This window comes from Lignipirellula cremea (assembly GCF_056501455.1).
This window is the reverse complement of the sequence record NZ_CM151415.1, coordinates 5979505-5992783: the sequence shown is the minus strand read 5'-3', so window position 1 is coordinate 5992783 and position 13279 is coordinate 5979505. Positions and strand designations below refer to the sequence as shown.

General features: G+C 65.6%; 11 protein-coding genes. 4 read left to right on the top strand and 7 right to left on the bottom strand.

The annotated features are described in order from the left end of the window. Positions 1-216 precede the first annotated feature (216 nt). Together SH602x_RS23565 and SH602x_RS23560 are read left to right on the top strand one after the other, a co-directional pair. The gene (locus SH602x_RS23565; protein WP_479474598.1) at positions 217-624 is read left to right on the top strand and encodes a hypothetical protein; all 408 of its coding nucleotides are present in this window, start codon (positions 217-219) and stop codon (positions 622-624) included. A 219-nt stretch (positions 625-843) separates the two neighbouring features. Beyond that, on the top strand, positions 844-3081 hold the full coding sequence (locus tag SH602x_RS23560) for an SHD1 domain-containing protein (protein WP_479474597.1): 2238 nt from the start codon (positions 844-846) through the stop codon (positions 3079-3081). A 79-nt stretch (positions 3082-3160) separates the two neighbouring features. On the opposite strand, the gene SH602x_RS23555 is transcribed toward SH602x_RS23560, so the two are convergent. Together SH602x_RS23555 and SH602x_RS23550 are read right to left on the bottom strand one after the other, a co-directional pair. Continuing rightward, positions 3161-4573, bottom strand: a complete 1413-nt coding sequence (locus SH602x_RS23555; RefSeq protein WP_479474596.1) for a sulfatase — start codon at positions 4571-4573, stop codon at positions 3161-3163. A gap of 130 nt (positions 4574-4703) precedes the next feature. Beyond that, a complete protein-coding gene (locus SH602x_RS23550; RefSeq protein ID WP_479474595.1) occupies positions 4704-5345 on the bottom strand; it encodes a DUF1353 domain-containing protein in 642 nt (213 codons plus the stop codon). Positions 5346-5688: 343 nt separating this feature from the next. Between SH602x_RS23550 and SH602x_RS23545 the strand changes: the two genes are divergently transcribed. Continuing rightward, positions 5689-6555, top strand: coding sequence for an FkbM family methyltransferase (locus tag SH602x_RS23545; protein ID WP_479474594.1), 867 nt, complete (start codon positions 5689-5691; stop codon positions 6553-6555). 20 nt (positions 6556-6575) lie between these two features. Here the strand turns inward: SH602x_RS23545 and SH602x_RS23540 are convergent, their stop codons facing one another. From SH602x_RS23540 to SH602x_RS23530, 3 genes are all read right to left on the bottom strand, one after another. After that, positions 6576-8294 (bottom strand): hypothetical protein, encoded by a 1719-nt coding sequence (locus SH602x_RS23540; RefSeq protein ID WP_479474593.1) that lies wholly within the window; start codon positions 8292-8294, stop codon positions 6576-6578. Positions 8295-8368: 74 nt separating this feature from the next. Continuing rightward, positions 8369-8635: a TfoX/Sxy family DNA transformation protein gene (locus tag SH602x_RS23535; protein WP_479474592.1), complete on the bottom strand. Its 267-nt coding sequence runs from the start codon at positions 8633-8635 to the stop codon at positions 8369-8371. A 10-nt stretch (positions 8636-8645) separates the two neighbouring features. Continuing rightward, positions 8646-9653 carry an endonuclease/exonuclease/phosphatase family protein gene (locus tag SH602x_RS23530; RefSeq protein ID WP_479474591.1) on the bottom strand — a complete coding sequence of 336 codons (1008 nt, stop codon included), beginning with the start codon at positions 9651-9653 and terminating at the stop codon, positions 8646-8648. Between the two features lie 327 nt (positions 9654-9980). Here SH602x_RS23530 and SH602x_RS23525 point away from each other — a divergent pair, with 327 nt between their 5' ends. After that, on the top strand, positions 9981-12083 hold the full coding sequence (locus SH602x_RS23525; protein ID WP_479474590.1) for an alkyl/aryl-sulfatase: 2103 nt from the start codon (positions 9981-9983) through the stop codon (positions 12081-12083). 31 nt (positions 12084-12114) lie between these two features. Here the strand turns inward: SH602x_RS23525 and SH602x_RS23520 are convergent, their stop codons facing one another. Beyond that, on the bottom strand, positions 12115-12444 hold the full coding sequence (locus tag SH602x_RS23520; RefSeq protein ID WP_479474589.1) for a cupin domain-containing protein: 330 nt from the start codon (positions 12442-12444) through the stop codon (positions 12115-12117). Positions 12445-12765: 321 nt separating this feature from the next. Beyond that, complete coding sequence (locus SH602x_RS23515; protein WP_479474588.1) at positions 12766-13275, bottom strand: hypothetical protein; 510 nt, start codon at positions 13273-13275, stop codon at positions 12766-12768. Positions 13276-13279 lie beyond the last annotated feature (4 nt).

Genomic DNA, 13279 nt, shown 5'->3' with positions numbered 1-13279 from the left:
CGTCTGCTCGTTCGTTCTGATCGCGATGACGCGCAGTCCGTCCGCTCTCGCAGGGCGGACTGCGCTCCCCCATATCCGGCGATCGTATTTCTTCGACGAAGCGATCGAACGCTTTCGGTTTCGCGCGTCGGCCGGTCGCTTCGCTGCTTCTGAACCTCGTCCCTCTCTACGCTCGATCCCCGACCTGACCGTCGTCGATCGAAAGGAGTTTTCTCGATGGTGCGGTCTTCGTGCGCGATGTTCCTGGCGCTCGCGCTTTGCTTCTTCGTCGGTTGCGAGGAACAGAATGCGCCTCCGCCTGCGGCCGCGAAAGTGAGCGGGACGGTCAATCTCGACGGCAAGCCGATGCAGGGCGGCGCGGTCCGCTTCAACGTCGCGGGCCAGCCGCCGAAGGAACTCCCGGTGACGAACGGCGCGTTCTCCGGCGAAGCCTATATCGGTCTCAACGTCATCGACGTCGTTTGGGATAAAGAGGGCGGGTCCAATCCGATGGATGCGAGTTCCAAAATGATGGTCAACGCCGTCGACGCCAAGTTCTCCGGCCCCGCTTCCCCGTTCCAGGAAGCCGTCGGCGCGGAAGGCAAGAGCGACCTGAAGTTCGAAGTCACGTCGGCGAAGAAGTAAGCCTCCGCTCTTCTCCCCGATCCGACCCTGCCTCTCTGGTTCTTCGAGGCGGCATACCCCGAAGCCCGTCGAGTCTCTCGACGGGCTTTCGTCGTAATCGGGACGAGTGCGTCGGCTACTCCGCACGCCCCCGCAGCTTCTCGCTTGACCCGCGGCGACGAGGAACCCAGACTTGATCGCACGTGCACTGGTTATTCCTTTAGTCCGGTCGGGCGTTTCATGGCGTTTACTCGCAAGGTCGCGAGCGTAGTTCTGCTGGCGTTCGCTCTCGGAAGCGTCGCGGGCGGGGAAGGGCTGTTCGCCGCGGAGATCGTCCGCACCTGGACCGATTCGACGGGAACCTTCTCCGTCCGGGCGAAGATCGTCGGGTTCGACGACGGCACGGTCCGGCTGGCGAAGGAAGACGGCTTGACCGTCTCGCTGCCGCTGGAACGTCTGAGCGCCGGCGATCAGGCGTACGTCCGCACGTACGACGCGTCGAATCCGTTTCGCCCGAAATCGTCCGCTCTCGCGACCGGTCGCCCAACTCGTCCGTCGGCAGGCTTCGGTCGCAATGGAGCAGCGCCGAGTCCGTCAGCGCCAGTTATGTCTGCGCCTGCCCCGTCATCGACGGGAACAGCCGGGCTCGGCGGAATCTCCGCCCCGCAGGTCGTCTGGTCGGACGTGCCGAAGCTGACGCTCTCGTCGGGGAATCGCCCGCTGTCGGTTTCGCTCTCCCCTGTCGTTGCGCTCGCTCCGGTTTACCAGCGATCGTTCGCCCTGAAGAGCGGCCAAGCGTTCGAGCGGCTGGGGGGGCTCTGGCTCGACGGTCAGTCGTCTTCCGGAATGCTCGGCCTGTGGTACGAGCCTCCGCAAGCCCCGGTCAGCACGCGCGTCATGCGGATCGATCTGGCTTCGGGCCGTGCCGACGATCCGGTCGATCTGCCCGCAGGCGCGACGCCGATCGGGTGGGACGGCGTAGGCCGCCGCGTCGTCGTGAGAGATCTCGCCGCCCGCGGCTCGAGCGGCGCGTTCCTGGGCATCCTGCGGTTGAGCGAGGGGGGCTGCGAAGGGCTCCTAATGATCAAGCCGTACGACCCGACGCAAGGATTCGAGCAGACGGTCTGGGCCGCCTTCTTCCAGGGCGATCGACTGGCGACGCTCTCCGATACGGGACGCTTCGTCGTCTGGTCGCTCACGACGGGGGAGGCTCTCGCGTACGAGCAGCTTGCTCCTGACGCCGCCGTGCGGCAGAGCGAGGACGGTCGCATCGTCGCCTTCGCGATGGGCTCGACCGTTCACTTCGTCGACGTCGCGAACCTGACGCCGGTCGGCTGCCTGTCGGATCTGAACGGTCCGCGGGCGATCGCCTTCAGTCCCGACGGCACGAAGGTCGCCGTCCGCGCCCAGAACGGCGGCATCTGGAACCTCGCCGATATGACGCGTCTCGTGGAGATCGACGGCTCGACCCGCAGCGGGCCGATGTTCTTCGGCGACTCGCGGAGCCTGTTCGACGGCGACCGGATGCTCGACACGGCGACGGGCGTTCGGATCTTTCAGATCAAGGGTTCGATCGGTCCCTCCGGCGGCGCGGGCGACCGGGCGTGGTTCGTCTTCGAGGAGAAGACGAAGAAGACGCGGATGATGCATCCGGAGAATCCCCGGCCCTCGAACGCCGACGAGAAGATCGCCGCGATGGGGCCCGAGCCGAAGGGATACATCCTTCCGCCCAATCAACCGATCCGCATCGACGTGAAGCTCCTGCCGGAGAACGAGGATCACGCCAAGGTGAAGGCCCACCTCGAGGAGAGCGTGGGGAAGGCAGGGCACGAAATCGACGAGAACGCCACGATGGCGCTCGTCGCCAGCGCCTGGGAGCAGGACGAGCTGACGATCCTTCCGTGGTTTCACGTTCGGGATCGCACCTGGGACGATCTCCACGGACCGCCCGGCAGCTTCGGACGGTTCGGCGGCGGCTTCGACGGTTTTCCGCGTCCGCCCGGGTTCGGAGGAACAGGGCGTCCGCCCGGCTTTCCGGACCTCCCGCGCCCGCCGGATCTTCCGCGTCCGCCGTCGTTCGCGAACGGTCCTGACTTCGGCGCCGGGTCCGGCTTCGGCTCCGGGCCGGGTGGCAGCCTCGGCGGCGGCCCGGGCGGCAAGGTCGTGGAAGGGGTGACGATCTACGCGTTCTTCGTGATGGAGATGGAACTGGAACTCGACTACCTGGGCGAGACGCTCTGGTCGACGACCGCGATCCCGATGCAGAACCGTAACCGGCTGGAGATCCCGGCGGACTACAAGATCGAGGACTTCGTGAAGCGGCTCGCCAGCGACGACCTGAAGACGTTCCTCACGATGAACGTTCCCAAGGAGATCAAGCGATCCAGCGCCCACAGCCGGCCCGCGTGCGGCTACTTCGAGTTGTCGCTGTCGGGCCTCGTGCCGAGCAAGGAGAAGAAGACCTCGTCGAAGAAGTGACGCCCGCGAAGTCCCTGACGCCCTGTTTTCGCCCCGCTATCGGAACGGGCCGTCGTCAGCGAAAGGACGAAACCGTGCATCACGGTTTCGCATCAAGCGGGGGGAGCTTCTCAAGCCGGGCGATCAGTTCGGCGATCAGGTCAGCATGCTCCGCGGAGACGTCGTGCAACTCTTCGGGGTCGGAGTCGTGGTCGAAGAGTTCGGTCTGGCCGTCGCTCCACCGCGTGAAGCGCCAGCGGTCGGTGCGGATGCTCTGAGCGTGCAGTTTCGGATTGCGAACGACCAGCGTGAAGGCCGCGTCTTTGATACGGGCGGCGGGATCGGCCAGAACGGGACGCAAACTGGCGCCCGCGGCGGGGTGCGGCATGTTCAGACCGCAGAAGTCGGCGACGGTGGGATAGAGATCGACGAACTCCGCGAGCGAGCGCGTCGTCTGACCTCCCGGCATGCCCGGCGCGGCGATGATGAGCGGCGCCCGGCAACTGCGCTCGAACAGCGTGTTCTTATTCCACCACTGCCGCTCGCCGGTGTGGTAGCCGTGATCGCCGACGAAGATGACGATCGTCTTCTCCCAGAGTCGCTGTTCATCGAGCGCATCGAGCACGCGGCCCAGTTGCGCATCCATGAAGCTCGTTCCTGCGCAGTACGCGCGGAAGAGTTCGCGCCAGTCCCGTTCCGTGAACTTTCCGAAGGCCTTGGCGTAGTCGCCCGAGCTTAGGTGTTCTCTACGCACGGGCGTCATGTCAGCGGGATCGCGCCACGGCTCCAGCGAGTCGATCGGATAGAGATCGAAGTACTTCTTCGGCGCGATGAAGGGATCATGCGGCTTCATGAAACCGCAGCCGATGAACCAGGGCTCGTCGCCGAGCTGCTCGATCATCGCCACGGTGGCTGCGGCGATCTGGCCGTCCGGCTGATCGTCGTCGGCGCCGTCCGCGGCGCCCCAGCGGCACCATTTCAGGACGCCGTCCGTGACGTCGCGACCGTCGAGCATCCTGCGACCGTTGGGCGTCGCGTCGAAGGACTGAGCCGTATGCCAGGAGCGGCCCGCGTCCATCCAGCGCTGTCTGGCTTCCGCATCCTTCCCGCCGCCGAGGTGATAGAGCTTTCCGAACGCATGCGACTGCCATCCGGCGTCCTTGCAGAGCTGCGGCAGCGTGACGATATCGGGCAGCTTGTCCCGCAAAGGGACGTCGTTGCCGACGATTCCCGTCTGCTCGGCCCGGAGGCCGGTCATCATGCTGCATCGGCTCGGGTTGCAGACCGGATACTGCACGTAGGCTCGCTCGAAGGCGGTGCCGCGAGCCCGCAGCCGGTCGAGGTTCGGCGTCTTCACGACTTCCTGCGTGAACGCCCCGCCGAAGTCCCGCAGATCGTCCGCCATGATGAGCAGGACGTTAAGTTTGGACGGCGACGCTGCCGGATCGTCAGCGTGCAGAGCGACCAGCGGCGCGAGGGCCATCGCGGCGAGAAGCGTGACGACGTGTTTCATGGTTGTCGCGATCGCGGGCATCGTCCGCTTGCGCTCGATCGAGAATCGAACCAGGCAGGGAATTCCTCATTGTAGATACCGCTCCGTTCGCCGTCTTCGACGATGGTCGCCCGACCTACGATGACGCTCGTCAGCTCTCCTTGCCGATCTCGGCCAGCAGTTCGGCTTCGCGCTGCTTCATCCAGGCGTCGATCTCTTCGCGGGTCGGATCGTTCTTCTCGACCCAGGCGACGCACTTGCGGTACTCGCGGAGGAGCGACGCCTCGGGCACGTTCTCCAGCGATCTCGCCGGATCGCCCCAGCGCGGTCCCCCCAGCCAGACGGCGGCGTACATGATCTTCGCCGTCGCGGGCGTCGTTCCGCCGGCGAGCAGGGCGTCGTAGAACATCGCGTGGACCGCCTCCCAGGTCTCGCGCTGGTACGAGAGGCCATTCGCGTTCCGCGTGTCGCAGTAGGCGTCATGCACGAGCGCCGCATCGAGAAAGGCGTCATCCGTCGGCGAACCGGTGATCGAGAGGAACGCCTGCGGAATCGAGGCGCCGTCGGTCAGCGTCCCCTGCGGCGCGTGCCAGCGCTTGCCTGCCGCGTCGACGAAGTAGAAGTCCTGCTCCAGAACCCACTCGCGGGTCGGGGTGCGGACGATCGGCGCGGGCGACGAGACGAAGTGCGGCTTCTGATCGCGATCGGGGTCCGACAGCAGAAATCCGCCCGTCACGGTGACCAGCAGGGTGAACGACGTCACGGCGCCGGGAGTTTGCAGCAGTCGGAGCATGGCGAAGGCTTCTCGTTCCGCGAGATCAGAAACTCGTCTGCCCGGCGAAGCGGAGTTTTCGGAGTTCTGTTACGCCAGACTCCGGGGTATTCCTGCGACATCGAAATGGGCCGTGTGTCGCGGCTGGCTTGCCCAGCCGTGCCGGAAGCGACGGTCGGCATCGCCATCGGATTCCGAGTTTCTTGACGGAGCAGGGCCCCGGAAGCTCACGGAAATAGCCGAGCCGAACGAAGGGCGCTGCACGGCTGGGCAAGCCAGCCATGGCACACGGATCCGTCGCCGGGGTCGCGCCATCCGCATTTCGAGGGGACTCTTTCCTCGCCCCCTCCCTTCCGGATCGTTCTTGGCGCGAACGGCTCGGTTTCGCTACACCCGAACCGCGTCGCCGCGCGGCGCGACGGACCATTCGCGAGGGGGGGCGGAAGCGATGTGGGAACTGCTGCAATACCGGCACCGGGCGTGGAAGTATCGGCTGGCTCGCGATCGGGCGGAAATCGCCTCCGCGGTCGAGTCGATCCGACCCGGCGCCACGGTCATCGACGTCGGCGCTCATAAGGGGGCCTATCTCTACTGGCTTCGCCGCGCGGCGGGTCCGGCAGGACGCGTGCTCGCCTTCGAGCCCCAGCCCCAGCTTTCCGAATACCTCAGCCGCGTCGCGAAGCAGTCCGGCTGGAAGAACGTCACGGTCGAGAACCTCGCCCTGTCGGATCGGGCCGGCGTGCTGCCCCTGCACATTCCGACGGTCGCCGGTCGCACCTCGCCCGGCGCCCGGCTGGGCCGCAAGCATGCGGAGGATCGGGGTCGCTGCAATACGTCGTTCGACGTGCCGGTCACGACGCTGGACGCCTACCTGTACGACTCCGGAATCTCCCGCGTCGACTTCATGAAGGTCGACGCCGAGGGGCACGAACTGGCCGTGTTTCAGGGCGCCGAGCGGACGCTCCGCACGTGGCGTCCCACGATTCTGTTCGAATGCGAAGGCCGCCTGCGCGACGACGGCGACGTGCGACCCGTGTTCGATTTCCTGCGCGAACTCGGCTACGTCGGCGAGTACCTCGATTCGGCGACGGGCATCCGTCTGCCGCTCGAACTGTTCGACCCCGCGATCCACCAGGTCTGCGACAGCGACGACGCCTACAAGCGGCCCGGCTACTGCAACAACTTCCTCTTCAGCGGCAGCGCCGCGTCGGCCCTGCGACGCGTCGCGTAAAGAGCAGCGTCGAAGATCGCTCAGAAGCCGCCGAACCCGCCGCCGAAGCCTCCTCCGCCCGGCGCGGGAAGGCCGGACTCCGCGTCGGAAGGAAAACCTCCGTCGAAGCCCCCCAGGCCGCCGCCCATACCGCCTCCTCCCATGCCGCCGAATGCCTGCGGCGAGCCGTCGCCGTTCAGAATCCGCCGGATCGTCGCCTCGATCTTCTCGTGCGTCGCCCTCGTGTGGGTGACGATCAGCGTCGAGCGCGCGGCGAGCGCCTCGCTCATTCCCGCAGTCGTGTCGGGCGAAGAGGCGATCTCGACGATCTGGCCCGGAAGCGTGTCGTCGTCCGGCGTCTTCCATGTGCCCGGTTCGACGAGCAGGCGCAGCCCCGGCAAGAGATCCTGCGCCGTCACCTTCGGCATGCGGTAGTAAACGGTCAGGATCTCGTTCGGATCCAGCTCGCCGTCGGGCTTCCTTTGCTTCGACTTATCGATCGCTTCACGGTACTGCGAGAGCAGTTCGGCGACCGCTGCGAGGTTTCGCTCGCTCTGACTGATCACGAGCGTCCCGGGCAGCGGCATGCGAATCGCGGCGTTGCCCGTGCCGCCGAATTCAGGCCACGATTCGGGATCGAGCGTGCTGGTGATCGCGTCGATCAGCGAGTTCGCTTCGCCCCCGTCGATCGCCAGATCCCGGACGTCGAACACGGCGACGTTGGTTTCCCGTCCAGCAGATTCTTCGCTGGTGACCACGATCGCTCCGCCGCGGAGCGTCCAGTCCAGGTCAAGTTGCGAGAGCAGGGCGCCCAGCGTGGTGGAAAGCCGGGTCTCCTTCAGCGACAGCGTGACCGGCGTTCGCTCGCTCACCGCAGACTGTTCCAGGCCCGCTTCGTCGAGGCGGATGCTGACCTCCGCCTGGGTCGCCAGGTCGCGGATCGCCTGTTCCAGACGGGCGCCGCGGAAGTCCGACGTCACGAGCTTCTCGTTCAGAACCGTGCGCAATCGTTCGTGTTGCGGCGGCTCGGCGATGTAGGTCATGCGGCCATGCTTGCGCAGGGCCGCGAGCAGGCCGAGGATCTGACGCTGGTTCCGTTCGTTCTGCGACACGAACAGCACGTCGCCCAGGCTGCGGAGGCTGGCGTTCCCCGTGCCGCCGAAACCGGGCCATGATTCCTGATCGATCGTACTGCTGATCAGATCGGTCAGCGTGCTGGGGTCGTAGCCCGCGTCGTACAGGTCGCCCACGTTGTGCGACCGCGTCGTCATCCGTTCTTCCGCACGCGACCGGCTGGTGATGTGCAGGATGTCGTCCTCGACGTACCAGTCGAGGCCGAGCGACCCGAGCCGGTCGAGCAGGAAGTAGATCGGGTCGTCGACCAGCCGATCGTCCACCGCCGCGTCGAGCGTGATCGACGCCTCGGTCAATCCCTGAGCGTCGGCCAGCGTGACGATTCCCTGGGCGTTGAGCCAGTCGATCGCCTCGCGGAGCGACGCTTCCTCGAAGGTGACCGTCGCCTTCGCCGCCAGCTTCGCGGGCACGAACTGCGCGGGATCGACCGTCCGCGGTTCGTCCTCGATGACGAACTTCGGACGCTGCGGTTCCTTGGCTTCGCCCTCCGCGGCAGGCTGAGTCGGCGGAGCTTGCGTCCCTGGCGGCTGAACTTCCTGCGCGGCCGCGAAGGCGGGTGCGATCAGCGAGCAGGGGAGAAGAAGAGCGAAAACGAGACGTGACGAGCGGCGCCTGAATGAGCGCATGACGAACTCCGATGCAATGCCCCACGCCTGAGAGTAGCGGGCGGGCAGCCGGAGTCAATCCGACGCGGCGGCTCTCACGGCTCGTCGAGCGCGTCGAGTTCGGCCTTGAGCGCGACCTTGCTCTCGGCGGAGAGTTCCCGCCAGTCGAGATCGCGAAGGCCCGCGGCGAGCGCCCACAACAGGTTGAGATTGGCCTTCGCTTCGTGCCGATTCACCCGTCGGTAGGCGACGACCGGGCCGAATCGCGCGAGATCCTCCACGGTCTCGACGCCCGCGTCGCGCAGCCACGCGGCGCTCGCAGGCCCCAGGTTCCGCAGCGATTCGATCGGACGTCCGGTCATCTCTCGACGCCTAAGGCTTCGCCCCGGCAGGAGCAAGTCGAAACGCGAATCGGACGGGGCGATGGTCAGAGCCTAACCTCGGGCCGGCGGCGAGTTCCGCTATGCCAATATCCGACGTTGCCAGGACATGGTCGATCGGAATGCCGAGAGGCCCCAGACTCGCCGGCCAGGTCGCTTGCACCCCGTGTCCCAGGCGTCCGTCGTTGAGCCCGCTCTCTTCGAGCAAGTCGTGAAAGCGAGGCGACCAGGGAGTGACGTTCAGATCGCCGACGACGAGGGTCGGCCCCTCGATCGTTCGGACATACTCCGCCAGCGCGGCGAGATGCGCATCGCGAAACGCGGCCAGTTCGGATCCCACCGGAGGCGGCGGGTGCGTGACGATGATCGTCGCTTCGCCGTTCTCGAACTTCATCTTCGCCTCGATCGAAGGGAACCGATCGTGCGCGAAGAAGAGGAGCCTCTGCGAGAGGATCGGCCTTCGACTGACCAGTCCGATGCCGAAGGCGCCGGCGCGCGGATAGAGCGCCGAGTGAGGGTATTCCGCCCCGAGCGTCCGCAACGCATCCCTCCATTCCGGCGTTAACTCCTGCAGAGCGATAAAGTCGCATTCGCTCTCTTGCAGGTAGGCAATCGTCCCGTCGCGATCCGAATTCGACGCCGACAGATTCGCGGTGACGGCCTGGTAGAGCGGGCCCTCCTCAATCGACGCGGGGCCCCACCAGACGCGCCAGCCGACGACGGCGATCTGCAGGACACAGAAGAGGACCGCGGTCCCGGCAGAACGGTATGCCCGACCTGCCAGAAGTAGAAGTGTCGCCACGAGGGAAGCGATCGCCAGATGGACGGGGAAGTGCGTCGCCAGATCCAATCGCCAATCCCAAGTCGCTCCCCACGAGGCAGCGTAGGCGGCGATAGAAAGAATCAGGATCGCGCAGCCTGCGAGTCGAGAGATATCGCGCACGCCTCGCTTCGGCGAAACTTCGATCGCTTCGATCGGCGGAGGGGGACGCTTACTCATCGCGACTCCTCGTAACGCACCGCCAGCCAGACGGTCGGCCGGTCAGGGGTCGCAACGCCTGATCGAAAAAGTCGATCCTTCGCCAGATCCGGGCCGTGTCCCTCACGATGTGCCGAGCCGAGCACGGCCTCACGCTCACGAACGTGCAGATTGCCCGAAAGGGGCGCCGGAAATTAACTAGGTAAAGTCTGTAGTCGCACGTTAGGCTCCGTCAATGCTCTGGATTGCGAGGCGGGTCGCTTCTGTCCCGACGCTCTGGGGCCCGACGCGGCTACCGCAAGACCTGTCTTTTCGCGACCAGGCTCTTCTTCTCGAAAAAGCTATCCCATGGCGACTCGACGTCAGTTCGTGCAGTCCCTTCCCGCGCTGGGCGCCGCGTTCGCCGTCGCCGGTCATCTGACCTTCGGCGAAGGCCCGGCACGCGCTCAGGGCCCGGCCCCGCTGGAAGGGCATTTCCACCCCAAGGGGAAGGCGCCGTCGAAGTTCACGATCGACGCGCTCAAGAAGGCGAAGGTCGGTCTCCCCTTCGCCGACCGGCGCGATTTCGAGGAGCAGAAGCGAGGCCTCGTCGCTCCGATGAAGGAAATGCAGATCCCCGCGGACGCCGGCCACGTCGCCTGGGACATGGAGCGCTTTCAGTTCCTGACGCAGCAGGCCGACTTCGACAGCATCCACCCTTCGCTGCTCCGACAGGCCGTTCTGAACAACAACTACGGCCTGTACGAGGTCATCCCGGGTATCTACCAGGTGCGGGGGTTCGATCTCTCCAACATCACCTTCGTGCGCGGCAAGACTGGATGGATCGTGTTCGATCCGCTGATTTCCGCGGAACCGGCCCGGGCCGCCTGGAACCTGCTGCAGGAGCACGTCGGCGAGGGACTGCCGGTCACCGCCGTGATTTACTCGCACACGCACGGCGACCACTGGGGCGGCGTGCGCGGCATCGTGAACGAAGAGGACGTGCGGTCGGGCAAGGTCGCCGTGATCGCGCCCGCCCAGTTCATGGAACACACGATCTCCGAGAACGTTTACGCCGGCAACGCGATGAACCGCCGGCTCTTTTATCAGTACGGACTGCTGCTGCCGGCCAGTCCTCACGGATTCGTCGATATGGCGCTGGGCAAGGGCGTTTCGGCCGGGGCGACGGGCCTGCTCGCGCCGAACCGGTACGTCACCGAGGCGATCGAGGAGTTCGAGGTCGACGGCGTCCGGATGATCTTTCAGAACACGCCGAACACCGAAGCGCCCCGGGAGATGAACACCTACTTCCCGGACAGGAAGGCGCTCTGGATCGCGGAGAACGTCACCGCGACGCTGCACAACATCTACACGCTGCGAGGCGCCCCGGTCCGCGATCCGCTGAACTGGTCCAAGTACATCGCCGAGGCGCTGCATCGCTTCGGCGTCGAAGCGGAGGTCATGTTCGCGTCGCATCACTGGCCCCGCTGGGGCAATGCACGAATTCAGGAGATTCTCCGCGCCCAACGTGACCTGTACGCCCACATGAATAACCAGACGCTCCATCTGGCCAACCAGGGCGTGACGATCAACGAGATGCACAACGTCTACCGGATGCCCAAAAGCCTTCTGGCGCAGTGGCATTGCCGCGGCTATCACGGCTCCGCGGAGAACAACAGCCGCGGAGTCGTCCAGCGCTTCCTGGGGTACTGGGACGGCAACCCGGTCAACCTCATCCCGGCGCCGCAGCACGAGTCGGCGACTTTGTTCGTGGAGATGATGGGCGGGGCGGAGAAGATTCTCGTCCGCGGGCGCGAACTGCTCGACGAGGGCAAGTACCTGCTCGCGCAGGAGATCCTCGACAAGCTGGTGCAGGCCGATCCGCAGAATCAGGAGGCCAAGGACCTGCTCGCCGACGCGTTCGAACAGGTCGGCTACCAGCAGGAGAACGTCGGCCTGCGGAACAGCTTCCTCGCCGCGGCGTACGAACTGCGATCCGGAATCCCTCAGGGAGAGACCGCCGATTCGAGCAGCCCGGACGTGATCCGCGCGATGTCGACGGAACTGTTCCTCAACTTTCTCGGCATCCGCATGGACAGCCGTAAAGCCGAGGGCCTGCGCTTCACGATCAACCTCGTCACCCCGGACAACGGCGAGAAGTTCCTGATCGAAATGGAGAACGCGACGCTCACCAACATCCCGAGCTTCCAGGCGGAGGATCCCGACCTGACGCTCACCATCGACCGCTCCGAACTGGAACGGACGATGACGGGGGAGAAGACGCTCGAAGCGCAGATCGCGGACGGAACGGCGAAGGTCCAGGGCGACGTCGGCGTGCTGAAGAAGCTCGCCGCGACGATGGTCGATTTCGATCCGCGTTTCGAAATCATGCCCGGCACGAAGGCCAAGGGCGGCGATACCGAGCACGCCGATCCCTATCAGGCCGTGCCGCGTCAGGCGATCGCGGAGTAGGGTCGGCGGTCCGTCACGGCGGCGCCGCTGCTTATGATCCCGTCGCGTAGTGCACCGCCAGCCAGACAGTCGGCTGGTCGGACGCCGTCGCGTCGACCCGATGCCGCGTATGGGCCGGGATGTCGAGCCAGTCGCCCGGCTGCAACTCCACGCTGCGGTCCTCGAACCGCAGCGTCGCTGAACCCGACAGCAAGGCCACCCACTCCCCCTCCGGCTGGTCGTACCAGAACCCTTCCGGCGACGCCTGTCCGTACGAGACGATCCGCGCGATCCGCAGCCCCGGCGCTTCGAGCAGCGTCGCGAAGAGTTCTTCCGGCGAGGAAGAGGGCAGGGCAGCGAAGAGGTTGGGCAGTGCGGTCATCAATCGTTGGAGAATTGGCGGCGATCTCTGGGTGTGCCACTGCTGGCTTGCCCAGCAGTGCAGGGGGCGGAGGCGGGGGCTCCATCTTCTTCGATCGACACGAATGGGCGGTCTATCTTGTGACGAATGAACGGAGATAGCAGCACGCTTGCCGGGGCTCTGCACTGCTGGGCAAGCCAGCAGTGGCACACGGCGTTCGTAGGTGAGGCATTGACGGCTATTCCGGTGCACCGGATCCTGAGTTCGAGCCGGTTCGCGTTCGCTCTTGATCCGTAACTCCCACTGCCTGGCATCGTCGTGCCACGCGACTTCTCCGCGTCGTCAGGCAATGCCTGACCTACGAGAAGGGAGGCACGTTCGTGTCAGGATGAAGTCGATCGCGTCGCCCACGGTCTCCGCTTGTTCGTCGGGACGCGGACTGCGGTCATCTGCATCGACTGCGTACTCGTCGAGAAGCGCTTCCATTTCGAGAGAGAGGTCGGACTCGCCGTCCAGGCCGATGAAGCACTCCCAACTCGAGGGCAGCACGAAGCCGGACAGCCGATCGTGGGGAAGCAGTTGCGCCAGTTCGACTCGTGCGTCGCCCGCGATAGCGCCGACGACGCGGCGAATGATCTCGGCTTCGTCGTTCGTCGCCTTCGGATAGTGGCTCGCAAGCCAGTTCTCCCATGCGGGATAATCTCGCAATCGGATCGATCGCGTACGCTTTCGTCGGAGGATCGGCGCCCCGACGAAAACAAGCCCGCTGCCGACGACGAGGAAGAGGAGGGCACACGAGGATACCGCTCCGATGACTATCAGGAAGAGGTTGTCGTACATGCGCGTCCGCATGCGT

Coding starts and splice junctions, on each gene's coding strand:
- SH602x_RS23565 (WP_479474598.1), top strand. CDS start 217: ATGGTGCGGTCTTCGTGCGCGATGTTCCTGGCGCTCGCGCTTTGCTTC.
- SH602x_RS23560 (WP_479474597.1), top strand. CDS start 844: ATGGCGTTTACTCGCAAGGTCGCGAGCGTAGTTCTGCTGGCGTTCGCT.
- SH602x_RS23555 (WP_479474596.1), bottom strand. CDS start 4,573: ATGAAACACGTCGTCACGCTTCTCGCCGCGATGGCCCTCGCGCCGCTG.
- SH602x_RS23550 (WP_479474595.1), bottom strand. CDS start 5,345: ATGCTCCGACTGCTGCAAACTCCCGGCGCCGTGACGTCGTTCACCCTG.
- SH602x_RS23540 (WP_479474593.1), bottom strand. CDS start 8,294: ATGCGCTCATTCAGGCGCCGCTCGTCACGTCTCGTTTTCGCTCTTCTT.
- SH602x_RS23535 (WP_479474592.1), bottom strand. CDS start 8,635: ATGACCGGACGTCCGATCGAATCGCTGCGGAACCTGGGGCCTGCGAGC.
- SH602x_RS23530 (WP_479474591.1), bottom strand. CDS start 9,653: ATGAGTAAGCGTCCCCCTCCGCCGATCGAAGCGATCGAAGTTTCGCCG.
- SH602x_RS23525 (WP_479474590.1), top strand. CDS start 9,981: ATGGCGACTCGACGTCAGTTCGTGCAGTCCCTTCCCGCGCTGGGCGCC.
- SH602x_RS23520 (WP_479474589.1), bottom strand. CDS start 12,444: ATGACCGCACTGCCCAACCTCTTCGCTGCCCTGCCCTCTTCCTCGCCG.
- SH602x_RS23515 (WP_479474588.1), bottom strand. CDS start 13,275: ATGCGGACGCGCATGTACGACAACCTCTTCCTGATAGTCATCGGAGCG.